This window comes from Vibrio sp. 1CM24A, from assembly GCF_023161725.1.
GTDB lineage: Bacteria > Pseudomonadota > Gammaproteobacteria > Enterobacterales > Vibrionaceae > Vibrio > Vibrio coralliirubri.
On record NZ_JALNTS010000005.1, the window covers coordinates 180,750 to 205,183 of the forward strand.

The following is a 24,434-nucleotide window of genomic DNA, read 5'->3' on the forward strand; positions in this document are numbered from 1 at the left end:
CCCTATGCTTTAGGCTCTGACGCAGTCGCATCAGTCGCTTGGTTAGTGATATCAGTAACAGGAATGATGTTCATCTGCCATTTCCAATTTTCAGTCGTTGTTGCCACTGGAATCATTTCAATACAGTCAGTAGGGCACGGTGCGACACATAGATCACAACCTGTACATTCATCTTTAATTACTGTGTGCAGTGCCTTGGTACCACCAACAATGGCGTCAACAGGGCAGGCTTGAATACACTTGGTACAGCCGATACACATATCTTCATGAATGAAGGCAACGGTTTTTACTTTGTTATCTAAGTCATGAGCGGAGTCTTCAACTTCTACGCCCATTAAATCTGCTAGCTTCTCTATGGTTGCTTGGCCGCCCGGAGGACATTTGTTGATCTTGTCTCCGTTAGCGATCGCCTCTGCGTATGGGCGACAACCAGGATAGCCACACTGGCCACATTGAGTTTGCGGTAAAATGGTGTCGATTTGATCGACGATAGGATCAGCTTCAACTTTAAAACGGATAGAAGCAAAGCCCAAAATAGCGCCAAAAACAGCGGCTAAAACGGCTAGCGCAATGATCGCAATTAAAATGGTACTCATGCTTATTTCACCAACCCAGTAAAGCCCATGAATGCCAGAGACATTAGGCCTGCTGTGATCATCGCAATCGATGCACCTTTGAATGGCATTGGAACATCAGCAACCGCAATACGTTCACGCATTGCAGCAAATAGGATCAATACAAGAGAGAAACCAACCGCTGCGCCGAAACCATAGATGATCGACTGAATGAAGTTGTGGTTTTCATTGATGTTCAGAAGTGCCACACCTAATACCGCACAGTTGGTGGTGATAAGAGGCAGAAAGATACCCAGCAGGCGATAAAGAGTTGGGCTGGTTTTGTGAACCACCATTTCCGTAAATTGAACAACCACCGCGATAACCAAGATGAAACTCATGGTACGCAGGTATTCAATACCCAGAGGGGTAAGGATGTAGGTTTCTACTAGGTATGCAGAGACTGACGCTAACGTTAGAACGAAAGTCGTCGCAAGGCCCATGCCAATCGCAGTCTCCAGTTTCTTGGAGACTCCCATAAATGGACATAGTCCTAAAAACTTCACTAGCACAAAGTTATTGACCAGCACTGTGCCAACCAACAACAAAAGGTATTCGGTCATAATGGATTAATTCTTGAGATTCCGATCCCGATATTATCCTGCTTTGCTCACCTAATAACAACCAAGGATCACTAGGGATTTAGACACTTGGTGAAAAAATCAACGGGTAACCGTTTGATTAAGATGGATCAGGTTAAGTATAGGTGGGTATTTGCGGGGAATGAAAAATAAGATCAACTCAATGATAACTCATCGAATCAATCCTATTTTCTTTGTTGTAAAAAGTGTCGAGGAACGAAATGACTTAGTTTTTATTACCCTGAGCTTTCTCAATTAATGTTTCGAACAGAGGCTCTGCGCACCAAAATTGGCATAAATAGCTTATGTTCCGGGTGCTCTTTTGGCTCGTCACTTGCGAGTTGCAGAGAGAGCTTAACCGCTTGATTAGCCATGACTTGAATTGGGTAGCGAATGGTGGTCAATCTAGGGTAAATAAAGCGAGCAATGTGGCCGTCATCAAAACCAATAACTGACATATCTTCTGGAATACGAACGCCATTTTCTTGTAATAACGCCAAACAGCCTGCGGCCATGTAGTCGTTGTACGTGGCAATGGCAGTGATATCTGTGTTTTTTGCCATTAAGTTAACCATGGCTTGCTCACCGCCTAGCTCGTCAGGTTCACCATATTCGATGTACTCATCGTTCGATTCAATACCGTGATCTTTCAATGCATCCAAATAGCCACCTAAGCGGTCGTGAGCATCTTCAATATCGTGACTCGAGCAGATGTAGCCAATGTGTTTGTGGCCGTTTTTAATCAAATACTCTGTCGCGATGTAAGAGCCGCGGCGGTTGTCGAGAGCAATACAGCGGTTTTCGATATCGGGAACAATGCGATTGATCAGCACCATGCCGGGTACTTCATTGGCTAGCTTGACCAACTCTTCGTCGCTAATGCCTTTGCTATGAACCACAAGTGATTCGCAGCGGCTGTTGATAAGCAGGTTAATCGCATTACGCTCTTTGGTGGCGTCATGGTAGCCACTGCCAATCAGTAACTGCTTTTCTTGCTCACTTGCCACGGTATCAATGGCTTTGATCATCGAACCGAAGAACGGGGCAGAAACATCATTAACCAGTACACCAATCGCGTTTGAAGATTTGCTGACCAATGCACGAGCGTTGGCATTTGGGCGATAGCCGAGTTTTTCCATAGCGGCTTTTACCGCCGCAATTGCGGTTTCACTGGTGTGAGGTGCATTGTTGATTACTCGAGAGGTGGTCGCGATTGATACGCCTGCTTCCTTCGCAACATCTTTAATGGTAGCCATTCCGCTCTCTTATTCTGAATATAATGCTGTGTGCTGGTGGTTGGACATTTAACAACGGATAGTTAGCCAATTCAAATACTAAACATCAAATATGACGAGGTCTGATGGTTTATTTTTAGTTGGCTGATTAGTTTGAAAATAAAAAGCCAAGCTCTAGATTTGAGCTTGGTTTTTGAGTCACATTGGCGTGTGGACTGTTGTCGTTTGAACTGCTGTCGTGTGAGCTGTTGTCGCGTGAAGTAAGGTAATCACTGGTAACCCAAAGTAATAGGGAACCAAGTGGCTTTAGAGTAAACCACTTGGTCCGAATCTACTTACGATGCGCTTGTTAGCGTAACCTGATAACGATATTGATTGTCGGTGAGTTGAAACTCTTGGTGAACACTTGGACTCCAAGAATCATCACCACCAACGCCCATATGTTGGTGATCAACGCGTACATAGATTTTCTCTTCACGAGTCAGGTCATTGGTATGCTTAGCATCCGTTAATTGTTGCTGGCTGTACTGACTCACACTGAATGAAAAATCGCCTTCGATCCCGATATTTCCAACATTCAAGTTTTTGGTTCCACAACGTAAGCCGCTATCAGTTGGGAATATATACGGCGTATGCATCTGATCCAATGTCTGTTTGTGTAAACCGAATCGTGCAGCAGCCAAACGGTCTGGATAGTTTTCAAAAGGACCTAATCCCTGCCACGAAACCGGAGTTTCATTGGCTGTTTCGAGTGGTAAAGGCAGCTCCATTTCAAGGCCAATGCGCGGCATCGGTGGTAAGTGATCGGCTAAGTTGACATCAACCGCGATAATCATTTCGCCTAGGTTATTTAAGGTGTATTGCCATTTTGTAATCGCTTGGATTTGGCCATTAAATTGGTAGGCGAATACTGACGTCACTTGTACTGAGTCTGCGAGTGCTTGCACGGCACAACTTGTACACTGGCGTTCCCATTGACCAATGCCTGCAAGTTCCCAGCGACAAGCCCATGCATTTGGATCGATGTTGTCTATCTCACTGATACCAATATCGTTATCAAGTGGTGCGCGATAGAAGTTATCGACAGGTGCCTTGATAACTTGCGGTTGTCCATCAACGATCCAGTGGGTCAACAATCCACTCTCTGTATCCCATTGCCATTGATGTGTTTCATCTAGGCTAGACACGATGACTTTATTGTCTTGCTGATGTAACTGAGGAGCCAAAGCATTTGCCGTGCTAGGGAATGGCAAGCCAGCATGGTTACGTAAAGCAAACTGCTCCATTGCACACACATGGCCTTCTTCTGCCCACTTGGTTGAATGAGTCAGGGTAATATCGGTATTGAGATGATATTCGACTTGTGCTTTTGGCGTGAAAGCAAGGTCAATGACCAGCTCTTGTTTACTATCTTCAGCAACGGATAATACTTGTTGCCCCGATTGAATCACGATGCCATTTTCGAGCAATTGCCAGCGTAAGATTTCATTGTCAGTCGCTCGGAACAGGTTCTCATTGGTTACCGTTAGGCGGCATTGATCTTCAGTTTGCTCTGCTAACGTCACAGTGATCATTCTCTGGCAGTATTTCGCCTCTTCCAAGGTCGGGTGTACGCTGCGATCTGGGAATATCAAACCGTTGATACAGAACTGACGGTCGTTGATGATGTCGCCAAAGTCTCCACCGTAGGCCCAGAAGTGTTCATCGTTTTCATCCCACTGACTTAATCCTTGGTCAACCCAATCCCAAATGAAACCGCCTTGTAGGCGAGGGTATTCTCGGAATGCATTCCAGTAATCATTAAAGCTACCTAAACTGTTACCCATTGCGTGTGCGTATTCACAAAGAATAAGCGGGCGTTGCTCGTTAGGCAGAGAAACCCATTTCTTGATAGACCATTTTGGAACGGCATCGTCTTCGATAGTGCTGTTAACGCGTGCGTACATTGGCGCAATGATATCGGTAGCTGTGGTATTTGAACCACCGCCTTCATACTGTACCGGGCGAGAAGGATCGTACTGTTTCGACCAAGCATACATCGCATTGTGGCTGCTGCCGTGCCCTGACTCGTTGCCCAAAGACCAGATGATGATAGAAGGGTGGTTCTTATCACGCATGACCATTTGCGTGTAACGACTCATATAAGCGTGTGCCCATTGTGGGTCTGCAGACAAGCGATTCATCGGCTGCATGCCATGGGTCTCGATGTTTGCTTCATCACACACATATAAACCGTACTCATCACACAACTCGTACCATCGTGGGTGGTTAGGGTAGTGCGCGGTGCGCACAGCATTGAAGTTGTACTGCTTCATTAGACAGATATCGCGGATCATGTCTTCTTCTGTCATCACATGCCCCAACTCTGGGTGATGCTCATGACGGTTGACGCCGCGAATCAATAGCGGTTTGCCGTTTAGCTTTAGCTGACCGTCTGTCATTTCGACTTTACGGAATCCAACTTGATAACCTTCACTTTCTACGTGGTTACCTTGCCTATCAAGCAATGACACGACAATTCGGTAAAGGTTAGGGACTTCTGCGCTCCATTTCTTCGGATCTCGAACATGAAGAGTTTGGAATACCACATCATCGTAGGTGCCACGCTCGTCAATTCGTCGATTATGCGGGCGATCGGTAAGCGGTTCAGTCACCGCGTTTTCACCGTCAAACAGTTGAACCTGAACTTGGTAAGTGTCTGGTGCCGTAATTTTGGTGACAATAGACAGTGAACCATCGCGATAGCATGCGTCTAAGTCCGGTGTAACGAACACATCTTCGATGCATTGCTTTGGTTTGGCTAGCAAGGTCACATCACGGAAGATACCGCTTAGCCACCACATATCTTGGTCTTCTAAATAGCTACCATCACACCAACGTATCACCATAACAGACAGCGTATTGTCACCAACAGTTAGATACTGAGTTAAGTCGAACTCGGCAGGTAAGCGGCTATCTTGGCTGTACCCAACCCAATTGCCATTACACCAAAGATGAAAAGCGGAATTGATGCCATCAAAGATAATACGTTGGGTGTTCTTTAGGTCATTTTTAGTCAACGTAATTTGAGTGCGGTAACAACCGGTTGGGTTTTCTGCCGGTACAAACGGTGGGTTCACTTCAAATGGGTATTTTACGTTGGCGTAGATAGGTTTATCGTAGCCTTGCATTTGCCAGTTTGATGGTACGGTAATCTCGTCCCATTGTGAGTCATTGAAACTTGTTTCGATAAATTCACCGTCAACTTGTTCAGGTGCATCAAAGTATTTGAACTTCCATTGTCCATTAAGAGATTTACGTTGTGATTCAATGCCGTCTCGAGCGTGCTTAAGGTTGCGGTAGCTTGATAATGGGCTGTGCGCATTAAGGCAGTGGATATTCACAGACTGTGGGTTTTCCCAATCGCGTCTTTGGATGATGTTTGAAAATGCCTTCATGGTATTCCTACTCTTAAAGTGTTCAATATTGGTAATAATTCTATTAAGTCATCGGATTTTTAAGCAGTGATGACCGTTATCAAATCGTTGGTTTTGCGTATTGTTCTGTTGGCTTATTCAGCTATTCAGCTATTCAGCGAGCTGTTTTAATAAATAATCTTTTGCTTCGGGCATGCCCTGTTCGGCCGCTTGATTAGCAATAAATGCGGCTTGTTTGATGTCATTGTTGTTTAGGGCTTGGTCAATGTCTTTTTGGATATTCAGCCATTGCGCCTTTTGATTGGTTTCAACTGCCTGAGTTGATGGTTGAGAAACTTGCGTTGAACCTATGGTTTCGGGCTCATTGTTGGATGAAACGCCAAGCTCAGCCAATAGAGTCAAAATCGTACTGTTTGTTGATTGGCTCGCCGTAACATCAATGACACCTACTCTGCTGAACGTGGCAGTCAACGGCAGTTGCTTATTGCCAATAATCTGCTGTGATTCTGAATACAGATCTTCAGGGTGAATTCGATTGATGGCGCTATCTAGCCTAGTGCTATCGGCGCTGACCACAATAAATTGCGCGTTGTCTCGTTGAGGTTCGAGTGCAATTGATGCTTCAATTCTTTCTAACCCTTGCATCGCTGTCGGGTAGTAAGTGAAGTCGTTAGTGTTGTATTGACCAAGCAGTCGCCATTGTTTGTCGAAGACATAAATAGACGGAGCGAAAAGCGCATCATTTTTAATGTATGAACGAATGAGTAAGGACAGCGATTCTGTCGTGTCACTGATTTGGTACGCGATGGTCGGAAAGCGTTGGCTATCCGCTTGTGTATTGTCATTTAACAATGAAGAGGAAAGGGTCGGTAAATGACCGTCCATAATCACTTGTTGGTGGAATGGAACAGACAATTGCGTCATTGGCAGCGCACTTAGCTGAGAACAGCATGCACTGTCATTGAAATCAGTCTTAAGTTCCTTTTCAGGTATTCCGCTGCATGCGCTAACGGTGAGTGCCGCGACAATGGTCATCAATGATTTTAATTTCATCTGATTGCTACCTTAGTAAAGGGGAAAACATCGGCTTTCCCCGTTAAATTGCTATTCCAGTGTTGAGCGTCAATTCGTTGATTGAACAGACGCTCGGGTGTGGTGGTTTACCACCAAGTTTCTACGTTGAAACCAAAGGTAATCTCGTCAACAGTCTCGGCATTGATGCTTGTTGCCGTTCCATAAGTCTCGTTACCACGATCCCATTCGTTGTTGGATTCAGAGTAAGTTGCAAAGATACGGATAGATGGGCGAGCCCATACGCCTTTGCCAGCTTGGAACATTTGAGCGACCGTCACTTTGTACATATCATTGGTGCCTGAGCCGTTTTGTGCTTCTACCGTTTCGTAACCGACTTCAAGTGCTGTCGACATATAATCGGTCCAAGCATATTGAGGACGAGCACCGACACTGAACCATTTCTCACCATCGTTGTTATCTAGGTTGTTATCTTGATAAGCGATGGAGTACATGACTTGAACATCTTCACTGATATTTAAATCACCATGGTTAAATAGACGCCAGCTGTAGCCATCATGTTCGACGCCAGTGCTGTACTTTTTGTCTGAACCACCTTCAGCACTCATTAATCCGCCAGCTAAGGCATCAGTACCGTATTGGAAGGCCAAGGTGTTTGAACCGTAGTTCCAAGCTTGACGGTAAAGAGCAGAGAGCATTGCGCCAGAAGTAGTAATGTCTTTATCGTCGTAGCTCGAGTTTTGCGTGGTCACGTAGTTCAAACCAAGAGTAAGATCCGCTGTGTCACTCAATTCAATACCGCTTAAGCGAGCATCAATATTGTGAAGACTACGCCCATCGTCACTTGACGAGTTTGGCGCCATCCAGGCCAAATGTGCATCCGCAAACCCTAGATCCCAATCTTCAATACCTAAACCCGTACTGGATGTATCCCAGTACTTAACATCAATCATGTGGACTTCATGGCGACGATAAAAACGTTCTCCGGCCCATACTTTCGCGTTAGGTTGTCCTTCGATAAGGCCATGACCTGCCGACCAAAGTTGGATCGTACTGACATCCCCCCAGCTATCACCACTGCCTAGATAAATCGTGGTATCGAAATAGGCGTCATTGTCGCGCCATACATCCGCTTTAACACCGGCTTCCCACCAATTCAGTTCATTACCTAAACGGTAGTTACCGTAACCTTGACCTGCTCGAATAACGTCGTTGCGTTCTCCTTTGCCATCGTTATGTTGGTCATTGTCGGTGTAGATGTTGCCCCATTTCGCATAACCAAAATACGTTACGTTTTCCACTGCAGCGAAGCTGATTAATGGGGTGAGGGCCAGAGTGAATCCTAATGCTTTAACTAGCATTTTTTGTTTCATGAAGTGTCTCCATTATTTTTTATTTATGGATATTTTTATGTTTGAGTCCTAACTCGAGCGAGAGTGTAAATAAACAATGGAAACGTTTTCATGATGAGGTTGGCATTTTTACGCTATTGATGGGTTTGTGATTATTTTGTGTGATTTTGATCTGGTTATTGGGCTTGTGGTGGCAGTTTTATAGAGGTTTCTGTGGGTTTTTAATGGAATCGTTTTCTATTTCAGGGGGTGAGGGGGTTGATCGTGCGCTAAAGCTGAAGTTGCTCGTTGTGTTCGAACATAGGTAATAGTGATGTAAGGCTAGAGGTAGTAAGGGATTAGGGTTATTTTTGAGGGGAAAAGCAGCCCAGTCAATGATAACTGGGCATGTGAGACAAGGAAGCAAGTATCAAATTCAATGTCGGAGCTAGGCTACAGGCATTGCGTTCTATACCGTCAAACTGGAATGTAAAAGTTAGGACCCAGGGAGACACTTCATAGTTGTACTCTAAAGGTTAAGAATACGAGTGTGGTGTGGTGAGTTCAAGAGGAAATGTGTTTGAGCCAATTTTCAAATTAAAGAATCGTCATAAAGCGTTGAATTTTAAGGAATAAATTGTTGTTAAACTCCTGTTTATTTTAACGTTATAGCGCTTTATTTAATGTGGAATACCCCTATTTTTGGGGATTAGGAGCATATGCGTTGAGATGGTGGTTGGCATAAATCTTTGAATTAGGGGGCATTATTTGAATCTATTAATCTCAAAATATTTAATGGAAACGTTTTCATGATTTTGGGTTTGATCACAGAAACTCTCAGCTCAATAATTATGATACGGGGTAATTAAACGCGTTAAGGTTAAATAAAATGACGAATAAATCCCTAGTAGAAATCACGGGTAAAGACTCGCAGCTGATCGTTGAACTTGGTGATTTCGCCGAAATTCTGCATTGGGGAGTACCAGTTCGTGGCGATCTAACGAACTTTCGTGTTTCTCTTCAAAGGCCAGTTCCTTACGGTCGCCTTGATAATGATGTCGCTATGTCGCTGAGCCCAGAGCTCGGACGCGGTGTTTTCAGCAGTCCGGCATTAGAAGGGCACCGAGACGGATTGGACTGGGCGCCTGTTTTTTCTATTACGGATATTCAACAAACACCATCTAGCCTAATCATTGAGAGTGAAGATGCGCGTGCAGGCTTACGTTTAACAACCGAGTTATGCCTCGATAAACATGACGTTGTGAAATCTCGTCACACCTTAACCAACGTTAAAGCCGGCCTTTATCAGGTGAACCGTCTCGCTAATACTTTGCCATTACCAGCAAGAGCTAATGAGTTGATGACGTACTACGGCCGTTGGGTACATGAGTTCCAAACGGTGCGCCAACCCTTACAGCAAGGGGGCTATCAACAAGAAAATCGCCGCGGACGAACGTCTCATGAACATTATCCAGCGATGGTTGTTGGTACCGCTAACTTCAATGAAATGGCAGGTGATGTGTGGGGCATTCACTTCGCTTGGAGTGGTAACCACAGACTGCGCGCGGATGTAAAAGCAGACGGTCGTCGTTACGTGCAAGCGGAAGTTATTTATCAACCGGGCGAGATTGCATTGGATGAAGGTGAAAGCTTAACCACACCTTGGTTGTATGCCAGTTTCAGTTCGGAAGGCTTAAATGGAATGAGCCATCAGTTCCACTCCCATGTGCGTGGTTCCATCTTGCCGGAGTCTTTCGCACAAAAGCCTCGACCTATCCATCTTAATACATGGGAAGGCATCTATTTTGACCATGATCCTGATTATATTATGTCGATGGCTAGCCAAGCCGCTGATATGGGAGTAGAGCGCTTTATCATTGACGATGGTTGGTTCAAAGGGCGCTGCGGAGACAAGGCTGCGCTAGGGGATTGGTTCTTAGATGAAGAAAAGTACCCAAATGGTTTAGAGCCGATAGTTGAACACGTTAATCAGTTGGGTATGGAGTTTGGATTGTGGTTCGAACCTGAGATGATCAATAAGGATTCTGACTTATACCGAGCCCATCCAGACTGGTTGCTTGCGGTTGACGGCTATGATCAACCAACGGGTCGCAATCAATATGTTATCGATCTTCAGAATCAACAAGCATTCGACTTTCTGTTTGAGCGCCTTGATCACTTCTTAAGTCAGTACAACATTGCTTACATTAAGTGGGATATGAACCGAGAAGTTGTACAACCAGCGCATCTAGGCAGGGCTGCGGCTCATCAACAAACCGCTCGTTATTATGAGTTGGTCGATAAAGTCCGAGAGAAGCACCCTATGGTTGATATTGAATCGTGTGCGGCTGGTGGTGGCCGTATCGATTTTGAGGTTCTTAAGCGTACGCAACGTTTTTGGGCTTCAGATAATAACGATGCCTTAGAAAGACAAACGATTCAGCGCGGGATGAGTTACTTCTTCCCTCCTGAGGTAATGGGAAGCCATATTGGCGCGAGCCACTGCCACAGCACTCGTCGTCGTCATAGTATTGAGTTTCGTGGCCTAACAGCACTGTTTGGTCATATGGGGATTGAATTAGACCCTGTGAAAGAAGTTCAAGAAGAGAAGCAGGGCTTTGAACACTATATTAAGCTACACAAGATGCTGCGTCCGTTACTGCATAGCGGGAGAACTTGGCGAGTTCCAACGGACGATAGTGCCCATCAGATCCATGCGGTCGTCTCCGAAGATGTGTCAGAAGCGGTGGTGATGATTGCACAGCTGGCGATGCCAACCAATTCGTTGAGTGGTCATTTGCGTATACCTGGGTTAGATCCACAAAGCCTATACAAGGTTTCTGTGATTGATAAACCGTCAAACTACGATGATATTGTGAATTATCAACCGCCATGGACAGAGTCTGGCTGTGAATTATCAGGTGCTTGGTGTGCCGAGGTGGGGCTGACGATGCCAATACTTGACGCAGAAACAGCGATGCTGATTAAGTTTGAACGTATCGAGTAAGTTTTAACATAGACCTTATATTTAACGAACCGCGTAGGTGAAATTACGCGGTTTTTTATTGCCTTTAATAAGCCGTCATGAGCTGTCTAATCAATTTGATGTGCCCTTAGAGATTGGAGAACTGTAGGTATTCCCAGCGTGATACTGCACTTATGTAATCGTTCTCATGCGTTACTTCACACTACGAACTGTTTTGAGCACTTTAATTAGCGATATTCTCTATCAATTCGAGGGTTTTATTGTTCGATCTCTCACTTTGGATATTTGACTGAAAACGTTTCCATTGAGTGGTTGTTGATCACAGTATCTGTGCGTTGGAATGGTTACATTAGCGTCGGACTTGATACTTGAGTGTTTTAAGAAGCGACCACAGAGTGGCTCTAAAACAGAACTTGAGTGGATAAATTATTATAAATAAAAGGTAAGCGTTTCAACGTCTGTTAGGAGATGAAGTTACGCGCCTGAAGGAAATACTATGTCTGATCAAATTACTCTACAAACCAAATTATCGTATGGACTTGGGGCTTTAGGTAAAGACTTTGCCTGTGCACCAATCTACATCTTTTTAATGTTTTACTTCACTGATGTTGCTGGGCTGTCAGCGGCATTTGTGGGTACTATCTTTTTGGCCGCGCGCATTGTCGACGCGGTGACCGACCCAATGATGGGCGTTATCGTTGATAACACGCGCTCTAAGTTTGGTAAATTCCGTCCTTGGATAGTGATTGGAACTCTGTTAAATGCTGTAGTGCTTGTTGGCCTTTTTAGTACGCATATGTTTGAAGGCACTACGTTATACATTTATGCAGCGGCTGCTTATATTCTGTGGGGCCTTACCTACACTATTATGGATATTCCATACTGGTCTTTGATTCCTGCACTATCGAGCTCTCGTCAAGAACGTGAAAAGCTGGTTGTTTGGCCACGATTGTTTGCTAGCTTGGCGTGGTTTATTACGGGTACTTACGGGCTACACATTGTCGGTAAACTGGGTGATGGCGACCAAGGACAAGGTTTCTTCAACGTTGCTATGTTGATTGCTGTGCTGTTCGTGATGAGTGCATTCTTGATTGCTCGCAACGTAAAAGAAAAATCTGCACCAGCAAATGCTAAACCAGCTGAGCGTTTCAGCTTTAAAGATGTAATGGTTATCATTGGTAAGAATGACCAACTAAAAGCACTTATTGGTACCGTATTGTCGTTCCAAATAGCAAACTTGCTGGTGGGTGGTTTTGCGATTTACTACTTCTCTTACGCTTTAGGCAACGCTGACTTGTTCCCCGTTTATATGATGGTGGCAGGTATCGCTGAAGTTGCAGGTGTATTCTTGTTCCCTCGTATTGCATCAGTGTTACCACGCAAGCACCTATGGATTATTGCTTGTGGCTTCCCAGTGCTGTCTTGTATCACTCTACTTATCATGGGCTTTATCGCTCCAGGTAACGCGATTCTAATCGGTATCGCAGGAGCTGCAATCAAGTTTGGTGTGGGTATCGCTAACGCACTGCAAACTGTAATGCTGGCAGATGTTGTTGATTACGGTGAACATAAAACAGGTCGTCGCAGTGAGAGTGTTATCTTCTCTGTTCAAACGATGCTTGTTAAGTTTGCAGGCGCGGCTGGTGGTTTTATTGTTGGTATGGGCTTGTCTGTGGTGGGTTATGTACCAAACGTGGAACAGTCTGACAGCACTATCATGGGACTGCAGTTTATGATGGTAGGTTTACCAGCGATTCTAATGACGGTAAGTGCACTTGTTTATAAGCGCTACTACCACCTGCATGAAGGATTTGATCAAGACCAAGCCGGTAAAGAGACTCAGACGAATGTTGTTACAGCAGAAGCATAACCGTTAAAACGACGTCTAATCTAGAATAAAGCTCAGTTTAGTCACTAAGCCCAAACGCCTCCTTGTGAGGCGTTTTTTTATGGATGTGAGTTAATCAAAGCTGTGCCTGTAGGGCTTTTGTTTCGACTAAAACGCAAAAAGCCGCATCGAATGATGCGGCTTCTTTAAATTTGACCCCCTTGTCGAGACTTGAACGCGGGCGGCTAGGTTTGTGACATTAACTTGGAACAAGTTAGTCGCAGTTATATACGAAAAAAGCCCAATCTTTCGATTGAGCTTTTTTCTGAATTTGGCTCCCCTTGCAAGACTTGAACTTGCGACATACGGATTAACAGTCCGCCGTTCTACCAACTGAACTAAAGGGGAATTGCTTGTTAGCGACGCGAATTCTAATAATTGTCCGGATTTCTGTCAATAAAAAATATCAGAAAAAAGTAAGATAAAAAACTTTACTTTCTTGAACGCCTTATAGGATTTAGCTTGGCTTTAGTTATCCACTAAAATTGTGGATAAGTGTGTGTGTGAAACTTTAACAACAATAATCGGGATAAATCGAAAAATGTAAAAATCTTATCTAACGTAATGTATTTAAAAGATTTATAGCAAAATGTCGCAATTGTATAACTTTTGTAGATTATAAAACGAACAGTAAAACAAGCGGTATTTTTAGGTTTTTTGGGGAAAAGTAGTGGATTAAAATTCGAGTAATTTAGCTGGGGAAACTTTGCAGGGGCACGGATAATACCAAGTTCTAAAAATAAAAGCTATAACTGATCTCTGATCTTAAGATGCATTTCTCTAGATAATTGTTGCAACGACACTCCTCCTAGAGTGACAATGACCTGATTAAAAAAACAGTATGGAAATGGCGACCTATGAGTAAACTCTTTGACTTGGTATCGGACTACAGCCCGTCCGGTGATCAGCCGACAGCGATAACCAAATTACTAGACGGATTAGATTCTGGTTTGGCACATCAAACTCTTCTAGGGGTAACGGGCTCAGGTAAAACCTTTACCCTTGCCAACGTCATTTCCCAATCTCAAAGACCTGCGATCCTGTTAGCGCCTAACAAGACATTGGCGGCTCAACTTTACGGTGAGATGAAATCTTTCTTTCCAAACAATGCCGTTGAGTATTTTGTTTCTTACTACGATTACTACCAACCTGAAGCCTACGTTCCAACCACGGACACGTTCATCGAGAAAGATGCGTCTGTGAACGCTCATATCGAACAAATGAGGCTTTCGGCAACCAAAGCCTTATTAGAACGAAAAGACGCCATCATTGTGGCTTCTGTGTCGGCTATCTACGGTCTTGGTGATCCTAAGTCTTATTTGAAGATGATGCTTCATTTGAGTCGTGGTGAGGTGATGGATCAGCGAGACATCCTACGCCGCTTGGCTGAGCTGCAATATTCAAGAAACGATGTCGCCTTTGAACGTGGTCAGTTCCGAGTTCGTGGTGAGGTGATCGATATCTTCCCGGCTGAATCTGACCAAGATGCGGTTCGAATTGAAATGTTCGATGACGAAGTGGACTGCATTAGTATCTTTGATCCACTGACTGGTGCGGTTAAGCAAAGAGACTTGCCGCGCTTTACGGTTTATCCAAAAACTCACTACGTAACCCCAAGAGAGAAGATCCTTGAGGCGATTGAGAACATCAAGGATGAACTGCGCGATCGTGCTCAATACTTAAAAGACAACAATAAGCTTTTGGAAGAGCAGCGTATCTCTCAAAGAACTCAGTTTGATATTGAGATGATGACTGAGCTTGGCTTCTGTTCCGGTATCGAAAACTATTCACGATACTTGAGCGGCCGTGCGGAAGGGGAAGCGCCGCCAACGTTATTTGATTACCTGCCTGATGATGGTTTGCTGATCATCGATGAGTCACACGTGACTGTGCCGCAAATTGGTGCGATGTATAAAGGTGACCGTTCTCGTAAAGAAACCTTGGTCGAGTTTGGTTTTAGACTGCCTTCTGCATTGGATAACCGCCCAATGAAGTTTGAAGAATTCGAGTCTATAGCCCCACAAACGATTTTTGTGTCGGCAACGCCGGGTAATTACGAGATTGAGAAATCAGATGGCGAGATTGCTGATCAAGTGGTGCGTCCTACTGGCCTGTTAGACCCAATCATCGAAGTAAGACCTGTCGCGACGCAGGTGGATGACTTGCTGTCTGAAATCAGAATCCGTTCAGCGAAAGAAGAGCGCGTGTTGGTCACAACACTAACGAAGAGAATGGCGGAAGACTTAACCGAATACCTAAGTGAGCACGGCGTTAAAGTGCGTTACTTGCACTCGGATATCGATACGGTTGAGCGTGTGGAGATCATCCGAGACCTACGTTTGGGCGAGTTCGACGTGTTAGTGGGTATTAACTTACTTCGTGAAGGTTTGGATATGCCTGAAGTGTCGCTGGTGGCGATTCTTGATGCAGACAAAGAGGGCTTCTTGCGTTCTGAGCGTTCTCTGATCCAAACCATTGGTCGTGCTGCGCGTAACTTGGAAGGTCGAGCGATCCTTTATGGTGATTCGATTACTAAGTCGATGAGAAAAGCGATTGATGAAACCGATCGTCGTCGCGAGAAACAGCAAGCCTACAACGAAGAGCAAGGCATCACGCCGCAAGCGTTGAAACGCAATATCAAAGACATTATGGAACTGGGTGATCTAACCAAGTCGAAGCAGCAGCGCCAATCGAAACAAGTTCCTCTATCTAAGGTGGCAGAGCCTTCTGAAAGTTATGCAGTACTTACGCCGCAACAGCTTGATAAAGAGATCAGCAAGCTAGAAGCTGCGATGTATCAGCATGCTCAGAATCTGGAATTTGAATTGGCCGCACAGAAGCGTGATGAAATTGAGCAGTTAAGAAAGCAGTTTATTACCAACAGCTAATCTCACTTTTCACTCGAGAAGTGATCCCCTCAAGACAAGAATTGAGAGTGTTTCAGACAAAAAAACAGCCAGTAGTAAATGTTCTACTGGCTTACGTTTGTGAACACTCGGTCCACTAACAACGTCAGTTGGCTAGGTGACCCGAAGGTCATTTGTACTGTTGCATCGTTCGTGCCAGATAGATAAAACATTGATTGTTTGAAGTAAGTAAAAAAACACACTACAAATATTGTGGCTAATTTGCATAATGCAAAGCGGAATGCGACTATAATAAGAAATGCAAATTATAAATGGCTAGGATATGCAATCAAAAACGCTAGATAACAAATCGAAGTATTTGTTGATGGTAGAGGATACCGCTTCGGTAGCAGCTTTATATCGCTCGTATCTTACACCGCTCGAAATTGATATCAACATTGTTGGCACTGGCCGCGATGCAATCGAGAGTTTGAATCATCGAATCCCAGACCTTATTTTATTAGATCTACGTCTGCCTGATATGACGGGTATGGACGTGCTATTTGCTGTAAAACAAAAATACCCTGAAGTTCCGGTTATCTTCATGACGGCTCACGGCTCTATCGATACTGCTGTAGAAGCGATGCGTCATGGTTCTCAAGATTTCCTTATCAAACCGTGTGAAGCCGACCGACTCCGTATTACGGTGAACAACGCGATCCGCAAAGCCACCAAGCTTAAAAACAGCTCGGAACACCCGGGAAACCAGAACTACCAAGGCTTTATCGGCAGCAGCCAAACCATGCAGCAGGTTTACCGAACTATCGATTCTGCTGCATCGAGTAAGGCGAGCATTTTCATTACTGGTGAAAGTGGTACCGGTAAAGAGGTATGTGCAGAAGCCATTCATGCGGCGAGTAAGCGTGGCGATAAGCCTTTCATCGCGATTAACTGTGCCGCTATCCCTAAAGATCTGATTGAAAGTGAGCTGTTTGGCCACGTTAAAGGTGCCTTTACCGGTGCTGCGACCGATCGCCAAGGTGCTGCTGAGCTTGCTGATGGTGGAACACTGTTCCTTGATGAGTTGTGCGAAATGGACTTAGAGCTGCAAACTAAGCTGCTGCGCTTTATCCAAACCGGTACCTTCCAAAAAGTGGGCTCTTCGAAGATGAAGAGTGTGGATGTTCGTTTTGTGTGTGCGACCAACCGTGACCCTTGGAAAGAAGTACAAGAAGGTCGCTTTAGAGAAGATTTATACTATCGTTTATACGTGATTCCACTGCACTTGCCGCCATTGCGCGAGCGTGGTGAAGATGTCATCGAAATTGCGTATTCGCTGCTTGGTTACATGTCGGTCGAGGAGGGGAAGGCGTTTGTACGTTTTGCTCAGGAAGTACTTGATCGCTTTAATCAATATGAGTGGCCGGGTAACGTTCGTCAGCTACAAAACGTGTTGCGAAACGTTGTGGTTTTGAATAACGGCAAAGAGATTACTCTCAACATGCTTCCACCACCGTTGAACCAACCGATTGAAAACAGTCTGCGATTGAAAGAGAAGCAGAATGAAGACATCACGGTAAAAGATATTTTCCCATTGTGGATCACTGAGAAAACGGCTATCGAACAAGCCATTAAAGCGTGTGATGGCAACATCCCCCGTGCGGCAGGTTTCTTAGATGTCAGTCCATCGACGATATACCGTAAGTTGCAAACGTGGAATGCGAAGCAGTAATCAACAAACAATAAGAAAATAATAATGACGAAAGTATTAAATCAGCAAAAAGTTGATGAGCTTGCCGGCGAAATTGGGCAAGAGAATGTTCCGGTTTTACTGGAAATCTTTTTAGGTGAGTTGAAAGGCTACTACGAGCACTTAGAGATAAATAAAGAGTCGGATACCTCTAAGTACTTGGCTGATATCAGTCATGCACTTAAGAGCAGCGCAGCAAGCTTTGGTGCGGATTCTTTGTGTAGTTTTGCGATTAGCTTAGACGCAAAAGTGAAGCAAGCGTTGCCGGTGACAGAGGTTGATTTTCAAGATATGCAAGACCTCCTGTTATCGACGTACACTGAATATCAGCAGTTGATGACGGATCTTTAAAACGGCGAGTTATTACTGAGATTAAAAAAGGAGCATGATGCTCCTTTTTTGTTGTCTGTCGCTTGAACCTATGGCTTAAGCCAACTGAGCTTCAATGGCTTGTTGAAGCTTCACACGGTCGTGTCGCCAATCTCGGTTGGCTGATGCAAGATCTGTGGTCACACAATTCCATTGCCCTTCTAATTCAGGGTGTGGTTCATTGCCCAGTACAATGTCTATTTTCCTTGCCTTACAGGTACGTTCACACCACTCCAATTGCTCTTGAAGCGTCATTTTCCCTGCGGGACCGTGCTCTGGAGACAGGTTTTCAACGAAGATAACTTTTGCCTTGGTGTTCTCAGCTATGGCTTTGCCAATCTCTGGAAGGAGAAGAGGGGGCATCACACTGGTTAAAAAGCTTCCTGGGCCAAGGACAATGCAGTCTGCTTGTTCAACGGCAGCAACCGCTTCTTTGGTTGCAGGCACTTCTGGAGACAAGTCCATCATGCGCAGCTTTTCTGTCATGTCATCAACGTTGGTTTCGCCGGTTACCCAGCGGCCGTCCATTGATAGAGCTGTGAGGTCTGAAGGATGCTCTGTCATCGGGACGATATTGACATCGACCTTGAGCATATTTCGAATCAGGTTAATCGCTTCCAATGGGCGAACGGAAAGGTTGTCTAACGCCGTTAGCATTAGGTTACCCAAGTTATGACCATCTAGCTCACCTTGGCCGCGAAAGCGGTATTCGAACATCATCGAACTGATTGAAGGTTCTGTGATTAATTGGTTGATACAGTTGCGTGTATCTCCCCATGCGATGCCACCTTGGCAATCTCGAATACGTCCGGTGGAACCGCCGTTATCTGTCGTTGCAACAATGCCAGTTGCATTGTTACCAAAGTCTTTTAATGCAGCTAACATGCGACCTAAGCCATGGCCACCGCCGATTGCTACGACTTTCTTTGAAGAGTAAATATTCATTTATTGTTCTTGTTAGGTTATTACCAACTATAATTTAGGTTAAATGCTTCTCGCTATATACTCAACAAGAGTTATTTTGAGCGTTTGATACGTTTTTTTTGCCGATGTGACCCGTTTTTTACCATCAGAGCTAGATTCACGTACAAATATTAAGTATTTTATTACTCAGCTACTGCGCGTGTGAATATAACGCTCAGTTGCCATAACTCCGAGCTCTCGCATGCTAAGTCGCACAGTGGTATTTGCTGTACCGATACGCATCAAGAGCCAGTGACATGTTGTCACAAGGGCTTAATTGGAAATGATTATGCCTCCCGTGTTTGGAAAGGTGTTCCGTGGCGCAACAATTCGAAGATAGATTCCATCGCAAGTTTTATTACTTGCGCTTGTCGGTTACAGACGTCTGTAACTTTAAATGTACTTACTGCTTGCCAGATGGTTACAAACCGTCAGGGCAAAAAAACTCGTCTTTTTTAAGTGTTCCCGAGATCAAACGCGTTGTTAAAGCGTTTGCAGATTGTGGTACCTCAAAGATCCGCATTACAGGCGGAGAGCCGAGTCTGCGTAAAGACTTTCCTGAAATCATACATACCGTTGCTTCTACTCCAGGCATCGAAAAAGTGGCTACCACAACGAATGGCTACCGCATGGAGAAACAAGTAGGGCAATGGCGTGATGCTGGTTTAACCCATATAAACGTGAGCGTGGATAGTTTAGATTCGCGCATGTTCCATCAGATCACTGGTGAGAATAAGTTTACTGAGGTTATGCGAGGCATTGATAAAGCGTTTGAGGTTGGCTTTGAACAAGTCAAAGTCAACGTCGTATTAATGAAAGACCTCAATAGTCAGGAATTACCAGCCTTCCTTAATTGGATCAAAGACAAACCCATTCAATTACGTTTTATTGAGCTGATGAAAACCGGCGAGATGGACGAGTTGTTCGATAAACATCATGTGTCTGGCGTTGCGATTCGCAACCAGCTTATTGCTAATGGTTGGCTGTTAAAAGTCAAAGCCGTTAACGATGGCCCGGCGCAAGTGTTTGTCCACCCAGACTACAAGGGTGAAATTGGTTTGATCATGCCTTACGAGAAAGACTTTTGTGAGAGTTGTAACCGTCTGCGCGTTTCTGCGACCGGTAAACTTCACCTTTGTCTGTTTGGCGACCATGGTGTTGAACTGAGAGATCTGATTCAAGAAGATCAACAAGAGCAAGAGCTCATTGATCGAATTCAGGCTCAGCTTCAAACCAAGTCCGTTAGCCACTTCTTACACGATGGCAACAGCGGCATGACTCCAAACTTGGCGTCAATCGGCGGTTAACCCGCTACACACTCTAAAGCATTTTATCGCTCAGCTTCTTTAGGCTGGGCGAATCAGTCTAATAAAAATTTATATAGGTGAACAAATGGGTCACGCAGAAAGCAAATTTCAAGCAGCAAACATCGCAGTTCTAACTGTTTCAGATACTCGTACAGAAGAAAACGATACGTCAGGCGGCTACCTAGCAGAGCATGCTAAAGAAGCGGGTCACAACGTGGTTGATAAGCAAATCGTTATTGACGACATGTACAAGATCCGTGCGATCGTATCTAAGTGGATCGCTGATGAAAGCGTACAAGCGATCATGATCACTGGCGGTACGGGCTTCACTTCTCGTGACAGCACGCCTGAAGCGCTTAAGCCACTGTTCGACAAAGAAGTAGAAGGCTTTGGTGAGCTATTCCGTCAAGTGTCTTACGAAGAGATCGGTACATCGACAATTCAATCTCGTGCGATTGCGGGCTTTGCTAACCACACAGTAATCTTTGCGATGCCAGGTTCTACAGGTGCTTGTCGCACTGGCTGGACTAAGATCATTAAGCAACAGATGGATGCTAGCCACCGTCCTTGTAACTTCATGCCACACCTTTCTGTATAAGGCGGTTTGAGTATGAGCCAATTTACACACATTAACGCGTCTGGCGAAGCAAACATGGTCGACGTATCGGCTAAAGCTGAGACAGTACGTGAAGCGAGAGCGGAAGCATTCGTTCAAATGTCGGCAGAAACGCTAGAGCTGATTGTTTCTGGTAGCCACCATAAAGGTGATGTTTTCGCAACGGCACGCATTGCGGGTATCCAAGCGGCGAAGAAGACGTGGGATCTGATTCCACTGTGTCACCCTCTGCTATTAACCAAAGTAGAAGTGCAGCTTGAAGCGATCGAGTCTGAAAATAAGGTACGTATCGAGTCGGTATGTAAGCTTGCGGGTAAGACAGGCGTAGAAATGGAAGCGCTAACGGCTGCTTCTGTTGCTGCGCTGACGATTTACGATATGTGTAAAGCTGTTCAGAAAGACATTGTTATCGAGAACGTACGCCTGTTAGAGAAGACGGGTGGTAAATCAGGACACTTCAAGGTGGAATCATGATTACTGTACTTTTCTTTGCTCAAACTCGTGAACTTGTTGGTGTGGACAGCCTTGAAGTTGATGCACAGTTCAAGACAATTGAAGCGATTCGCAGCCACCTTGTAGAACAGGAAGGCAAATGGGATATCGCATTGGAAGAGGGCAAGCTTCTGGCTGCGCTTAACCAATCAATCGTACCTTTGACGACTGAAGTGAAAGACGGCGATGAAGTCGCTTTCTTCCCACCAGTGACCGGAGGCTAAGCATGGATCCAAGAGTATTAGTGACAGCAGAGGACTTCTCTGTAGGCGACGAATACGACTACTTGGCTCAAGGTACAGCTGCCGGAGCGATTGTGACGTTCGTTGGTAAAGTTCGCGACATGAATCTTGGCGACAACGTGATTGGTTTGTCTCTAGAGCATTATCCGGGTATGACAGAGAAGTCGCTGAGCGAGATCTGTGATCAAGCTGAGGCACGCTGGCCTATTCAGAAGATGCGAGTTATCCATCGTGTTGGTGACCTAGATATCGGCGACCAGATTGTTTACGTTGGTGTATCCAGTGCGCATCGTGGTGCTGCCTTCGAAGCGTGTGAGTTTGTTATGGACTTTCTGAAAACTAAAGCGCCGTTTTGGAAAAAAGAACGTACCACTGAAACAACTCGCTGGGTTGATTCTCGCGATTCAGATACAAAAGCTGCGGAGCGTTGGGAGAAATAATTCTCGCAATATGATGTTGCTCCAAAAATTCGCTCTGTTGATTGAGACAGTAAAAAGCCGACGTTGAACGTCGGTTTTTTTGTGCGTGCTACAAAGTCATTTATAAATAAGCGCTGTATTAATAAATGGTTAATCATTCAAGTTGCATATAAATTCGGTGCGTGATTTTGTCTGTCTTGGTGCGTTTCTAAATCTGTTTTGGTGCAGTGCTTTATGCTGTTTTGTATAAAGTGATAATCCTCACAAATAGTGGAGTCTATTTAGGGGATATGTGATGTGCAATTAGATTTCATGTGGCATTAATGTTAATTTGCCGTCTGTGTTCTAGCATAAGATGCTAAAAAAAAGTATCAATACAGATACATCAACACTAAAGGCTGTTTTTTAATTAATCCCTATGTGTAACTCACTATTCATTAGGTTTTTATTAGAGATTTACACTATTACCTTAAGTAATTCGGAGAATTATCCGATTTTTTGCGACTTGTTTATGGCAAATTACTTCAATGGTTGATAGTGTGTGCCTCAATCTTTGTAAGGTTTTAGATTTTTATGCTTAAAATTTGAGCTAAATAAATCTAAATCACTGCCGTTCAGTGAACCAAGCAAAGAAGTCATGGATGCAATACGAAAAACTTGGAGTTTATTAAATGTACAAGAATAAAATCACTCAGGCCCTTCTTCTAGGTGCTGGTTTGGCAGTGGCTGCCACTTCTACTCTTTCTATCGCTGCTGAAGTTCCAGCAGGTACAGAACTAGCAAAAGTTCAGGAACTTGTTCGCGGTAACGGTACTGAAGTTGCGACTATCGACCCACACAAATCTCAAGGTGTACCAGAATCTCACGTAATTCGTGATCTTCTAGAAGGTCTAGTGAACCAAGACGGCGACGGTAATACTATCCCTGGCGTTGCTGAAAGCTGGGAAACGACAGACAACAAAACATTCACTTTCCACCTACGTAAAGACGCAAAATGGTCTAACGGCGATCCTGTAACAGCTGAAGATTTCGTTTACAGCTGGCAACGTGCAGTTGATCCTGCCACTGCTTCTCCATACGCTTGGTACATGGAATATACCAAGATGGCGAATGCGAAGGACATCGTAGCGGGTAAGAAAGACAAGAGTGAGCTAGGCGTTAAAGCTGTAGATGCAAACACGCTTGTTGTTGAATTAGAAACAGCGGTACCATACTTCGTAATGATGATGGGCCACACAACAATGAAGCCAGTACACAAGGCAACTGTTGAAGAATTCGGTGATCAATGGACTAAGCCTGACCACTTCGTTGGTAACGGTGCATTCTCTGTTGATAAATGGGTTGTTAACGAGCGTTTAGTTCTAAAGCGTAACGACCAATACTGGAACAACGATAAGACGGTTCTAAATAAAGTAACCTTCCTACCAATCGAAAACCAAGTAGCGGAAATGAACCGCTTCCTATCTGGCGAAATCGATTTCACAAACGAACTTCCAACTGAGCACTTCAAGCGTCTTCAAAAAGAGTACGCGGAAGATGTATCTGTAGCGGGTAACCTATGTACTTACTACTACATCTTCAACACGAAGAAAGCACCATTTGATGATGTTCGTGTTCGCCAAGCAATCTCTTACGCAATCGACCGTGATATCGTAACAGGTGCTATCCTAGCGCAAGGTCAAAAACCTGCGTACTTCCTAACGCCTGAAATCACAGCTGGCTTCGATCCTGAGCTACCAGCTTACGGTAAGATGTCTCAAAAAGAGCGTAACGCAGAAGCAGAACGTCTTCTTGAAGAAGCAGGTTACGGTAAAGATAACCCACTTAAATTCAACCTACTTTACAACACTTCAGAGAACCACAAGAAGATTGCTGTAGCGCTAGGTTCTATGTGGAAGAAAACACTGGGTCTTTCTGTAACACTTGAGAACCAAGAGTGGAAAACGTACCTATCTTCTAAAGATTCTGGTGACTTCGAAGTAGCACGTGCTGGTTGGTGTGGTGACTACAACGAAGCGTCTTCGTTCCTAACGCTAATGAAGAGTAACAACACTACCGGTGGTGTTCACTACGACAGCGCGGCTTACGATAAAATCATCGATAAAGCACTTAACTCAACTTCAGAAGAAGAGCGCAAAGCACTTTACCTAGAAGCTGAGGCGCTAATGGCAAACGACATGCCAATCGCTCCTATCTACCAATACGTGAAATCACGTCTACTTAACCCGCATGTTGGTGGTTTCCCAATCAACAACGCGGAAGACAAGATCTTCTCGAAAGACCTATACATCAAAGCTCAATAATAAGCTTCGATTCTAAAAAGTTAATATAACTATAACGATACAGA

18 protein-coding genes, 1 tRNA gene and 1 riboswitch are annotated in these 24,434 nt (G+C 44.6%); of the genes, 11 read left to right on the forward strand and 8 right to left on the reverse strand.

Going from position 1 to position 24,434, the window contains the following annotated elements:
• Window positions 1–2: 2 nt before the first annotated feature.
• The 6 genes from rsxB to MSG38_RS12880 all read right to left on the reverse strand — a co-directional run bounded on the left by rsxB (window position 3) and on the right by MSG38_RS12880 (window position 8,251).
• The gene (gene rsxB, locus MSG38_RS12855) at window positions 3–596 is read right to left on the reverse strand and encodes an electron transport complex subunit RsxB (protein ID WP_004734040.1); all 594 of its coding nucleotides are present in this window, start codon (window positions 594–596) and stop codon (window positions 3–5) included.
• Window positions 597–598: 2 nt separating this feature from the next.
• Window positions 599–1,177: an electron transport complex subunit RsxA gene (rsxA, locus tag MSG38_RS12860; protein WP_004734039.1), complete on the reverse strand. Its 579-nt coding sequence runs from the start codon at window positions 1,175–1,177 to the stop codon at window positions 599–601.
• A 269-nt stretch (window positions 1,178–1,446) separates the two neighbouring features.
• Window positions 1,447–2,451: a substrate-binding domain-containing protein gene (locus MSG38_RS12865; RefSeq protein ID WP_048611573.1), complete on the reverse strand. Its 1,005-nt coding sequence runs from the start codon at window positions 2,449–2,451 to the stop codon at window positions 1,447–1,449.
• A 314-nt stretch (window positions 2,452–2,765) separates the two neighbouring features.
• Entirely contained in the window at window positions 2,766–5,867 is a 3,102-nt protein-coding gene (locus MSG38_RS12870) for a beta-galactosidase (protein WP_248401976.1), read from the reverse strand.
• A gap of 129 nt (window positions 5,868–5,996) precedes the next feature.
• Window positions 5,997–6,899, reverse strand: a complete 903-nt coding sequence (locus MSG38_RS12875; RefSeq protein ID WP_248401977.1) for a MalM family protein — start codon at window positions 6,897–6,899, stop codon at window positions 5,997–5,999.
• 107 nt (window positions 6,900–7,006) lie between these two features.
• Window positions 7,007–8,251, reverse strand: a complete 1,245-nt coding sequence (locus tag MSG38_RS12880) for a carbohydrate porin (protein WP_172379815.1) — start codon at window positions 8,249–8,251, stop codon at window positions 7,007–7,009.
• An 847-nt stretch (window positions 8,252–9,098) separates the two neighbouring features.
• On the opposite strand from MSG38_RS12880, the gene MSG38_RS12885 reads away from it, so the two are divergent.
• Window positions 9,099–11,216: an alpha-galactosidase gene (locus tag MSG38_RS12885; protein ID WP_248401978.1), complete on the forward strand. Its 2,118-nt coding sequence runs from the start codon at window positions 9,099–9,101 to the stop codon at window positions 11,214–11,216.
• A gap of 475 nt (window positions 11,217–11,691) precedes the next feature.
• The gene (gene melB, locus MSG38_RS12890; RefSeq protein ID WP_048611582.1) at window positions 11,692–13,065 is read left to right on the forward strand and encodes a melibiose:sodium transporter MelB; all 1,374 of its coding nucleotides are present in this window, start codon (window positions 11,692–11,694) and stop codon (window positions 13,063–13,065) included.
• 290 nt (window positions 13,066–13,355) lie between these two features.
• Here the strand turns inward: melB and MSG38_RS12895 are convergent.
• A tRNA-Asn gene (locus tag MSG38_RS12895) sits at window positions 13,356–13,431 on the reverse strand.
• Between the two features lie 509 nt (window positions 13,432–13,940).
• Between MSG38_RS12895 and uvrB the strand changes: the two genes are divergently transcribed.
• From uvrB to luxU, 3 genes are all read left to right on the forward strand, one after another.
• The gene (uvrB, locus tag MSG38_RS12900) at window positions 13,941–15,971 is read left to right on the forward strand and encodes an excinuclease ABC subunit UvrB (RefSeq protein ID WP_050652938.1); all 2,031 of its coding nucleotides are present in this window, start codon (window positions 13,941–13,943) and stop codon (window positions 15,969–15,971) included.
• Window positions 15,972–16,272: 301 nt separating this feature from the next.
• Window positions 16,273–17,661 carry a quorum-sensing sigma-54 dependent transcriptional regulator LuxO gene (gene luxO, locus MSG38_RS12905; protein WP_004734031.1) on the forward strand — a complete coding sequence of 463 codons (1,389 nt, stop codon included), beginning with the start codon at window positions 16,273–16,275 and terminating at the stop codon, window positions 17,659–17,661.
• Window positions 17,662–17,685: 24 nt separating this feature from the next.
• Complete coding sequence (gene luxU, locus MSG38_RS12910) at window positions 17,686–18,030, forward strand: quorum-sensing phosphorelay protein LuxU (RefSeq protein WP_017066591.1); 345 nt, start codon at window positions 17,686–17,688, stop codon at window positions 18,028–18,030.
• 75 nt (window positions 18,031–18,105) lie between these two features.
• On the opposite strand, the gene MSG38_RS12915 is transcribed toward luxU, so the two are convergent.
• Window positions 18,106–18,993: a YvcK family protein gene (locus MSG38_RS12915; protein ID WP_048611585.1), complete on the reverse strand. Its 888-nt coding sequence runs from the start codon at window positions 18,991–18,993 to the stop codon at window positions 18,106–18,108.
• Window positions 18,994–19,187: 194 nt separating this feature from the next.
• Window positions 19,188–19,340, forward strand: a riboswitch (molybdenum cofactor riboswitch).
• On the opposite strand from MSG38_RS12915, the gene moaA reads away from it, so the two are divergent.
• The 6 genes from moaA to MSG38_RS12945 all read left to right on the forward strand — a co-directional run bounded on the left by moaA (window position 19,329) and on the right by MSG38_RS12945 (window position 24,390).
• On the forward strand, window positions 19,329–20,318 hold the full coding sequence (gene moaA / locus MSG38_RS12920; protein WP_009848642.1) for a GTP 3',8-cyclase MoaA: 990 nt from the start codon (window positions 19,329–19,331) through the stop codon (window positions 20,316–20,318). (Overlaps the previous riboswitch by 12 nt.)
• A gap of 85 nt (window positions 20,319–20,403) precedes the next feature.
• Window positions 20,404–20,916, forward strand: coding sequence for a molybdenum cofactor biosynthesis protein B (gene moaB / locus MSG38_RS12925; RefSeq protein WP_004734027.1), 513 nt, complete (start codon window positions 20,404–20,406; stop codon window positions 20,914–20,916).
• 12 nt (window positions 20,917–20,928) lie between these two features.
• Complete coding sequence (moaC, locus tag MSG38_RS12930; protein ID WP_004734026.1) at window positions 20,929–21,408, forward strand: cyclic pyranopterin monophosphate synthase MoaC; 480 nt, start codon at window positions 20,929–20,931, stop codon at window positions 21,406–21,408.
• Entirely contained in the window at window positions 21,405–21,650 is a 246-nt protein-coding gene (gene moaD / locus MSG38_RS12935; RefSeq protein WP_048617867.1) for a molybdopterin synthase sulfur carrier subunit, read from the forward strand. Before moaC ends, moaD begins: the two co-directional genes overlap by 4 nt.
• A 2-nt stretch (window positions 21,651–21,652) precedes the next feature.
• On the forward strand, window positions 21,653–22,108 hold the full coding sequence (gene moaE / locus MSG38_RS12940) for a molybdopterin synthase catalytic subunit MoaE (protein WP_017062176.1): 456 nt from the start codon (window positions 21,653–21,655) through the stop codon (window positions 22,106–22,108).
• 650 nt (window positions 22,109–22,758) lie between these two features.
• Window positions 22,759–24,390 carry an ABC transporter substrate-binding protein gene (locus MSG38_RS12945; protein ID WP_248401979.1) on the forward strand — a complete coding sequence of 544 codons (1,632 nt, stop codon included), beginning with the start codon at window positions 22,759–22,761 and terminating at the stop codon, window positions 24,388–24,390.
• Window positions 24,391–24,434: the final 44 nt, after the last annotated feature.

What these genes read in the sequence shown, in the direction of transcription:
- moaB (WP_004734027.1), top strand. Translation starts at nt 20,404, where the DNA reads ATGGGTCACGCAGAAAGCAAATTTCAAGCAGCAAACATCGCAGTTCTA.
- moaC (WP_004734026.1), top strand. Translation starts at nt 20,929, where the DNA reads ATGAGCCAATTTACACACATTAACGCGTCTGGCGAAGCAAACATGGTC.
- MSG38_RS12885 (WP_248401978.1), top strand. Translation starts at nt 9,099, where the DNA reads ATGACGAATAAATCCCTAGTAGAAATCACGGGTAAAGACTCGCAGCTG.
- melB (WP_048611582.1), top strand. Translation starts at nt 11,692, where the DNA reads ATGTCTGATCAAATTACTCTACAAACCAAATTATCGTATGGACTTGGG.
- MSG38_RS12880 (WP_172379815.1), bottom strand. Translation starts at nt 8,251, where the DNA reads ATGAAACAAAAAATGCTAGTTAAAGCATTAGGATTCACTCTGGCCCTC.
- rsxA (WP_004734039.1), bottom strand. Translation starts at nt 1,177, where the DNA reads ATGACCGAATACCTTTTGTTGTTGGTTGGCACAGTGCTGGTCAATAAC.
- luxU (WP_017066591.1), top strand. Translation starts at nt 17,686, where the DNA reads ATGACGAAAGTATTAAATCAGCAAAAAGTTGATGAGCTTGCCGGCGAA.
- moaE (WP_017062176.1), top strand. Translation starts at nt 21,653, where the DNA reads ATGGATCCAAGAGTATTAGTGACAGCAGAGGACTTCTCTGTAGGCGAC.
- moaD (WP_048617867.1), top strand. Translation starts at nt 21,405, where the DNA reads ATGATTACTGTACTTTTCTTTGCTCAAACTCGTGAACTTGTTGGTGTG.
- uvrB (WP_050652938.1), top strand. Translation starts at nt 13,941, where the DNA reads ATGAGTAAACTCTTTGACTTGGTATCGGACTACAGCCCGTCCGGTGAT.
- MSG38_RS12915 (WP_048611585.1), bottom strand. Translation starts at nt 18,993, where the DNA reads ATGAATATTTACTCTTCAAAGAAAGTCGTAGCAATCGGCGGTGGCCAT.
- rsxB (WP_004734040.1), bottom strand. Translation starts at nt 596, where the DNA reads ATGAGTACCATTTTAATTGCGATCATTGCGCTAGCCGTTTTAGCCGCT.
- MSG38_RS12875 (WP_248401977.1), bottom strand. Translation starts at nt 6,899, where the DNA reads ATGAAATTAAAATCATTGATGACCATTGTCGCGGCACTCACCGTTAGC.
- luxO (WP_004734031.1), top strand. Translation starts at nt 16,273, where the DNA reads ATGCAATCAAAAACGCTAGATAACAAATCGAAGTATTTGTTGATGGTA.
- MSG38_RS12945 (WP_248401979.1), top strand. Translation starts at nt 22,759, where the DNA reads ATGTACAAGAATAAAATCACTCAGGCCCTTCTTCTAGGTGCTGGTTTG.
- MSG38_RS12865 (WP_048611573.1), bottom strand. Translation starts at nt 2,451, where the DNA reads ATGGCTACCATTAAAGATGTTGCGAAGGAAGCAGGCGTATCAATCGCG.
- MSG38_RS12870 (WP_248401976.1), bottom strand. Translation starts at nt 5,867, where the DNA reads ATGAAGGCATTTTCAAACATCATCCAAAGACGCGATTGGGAAAACCCA.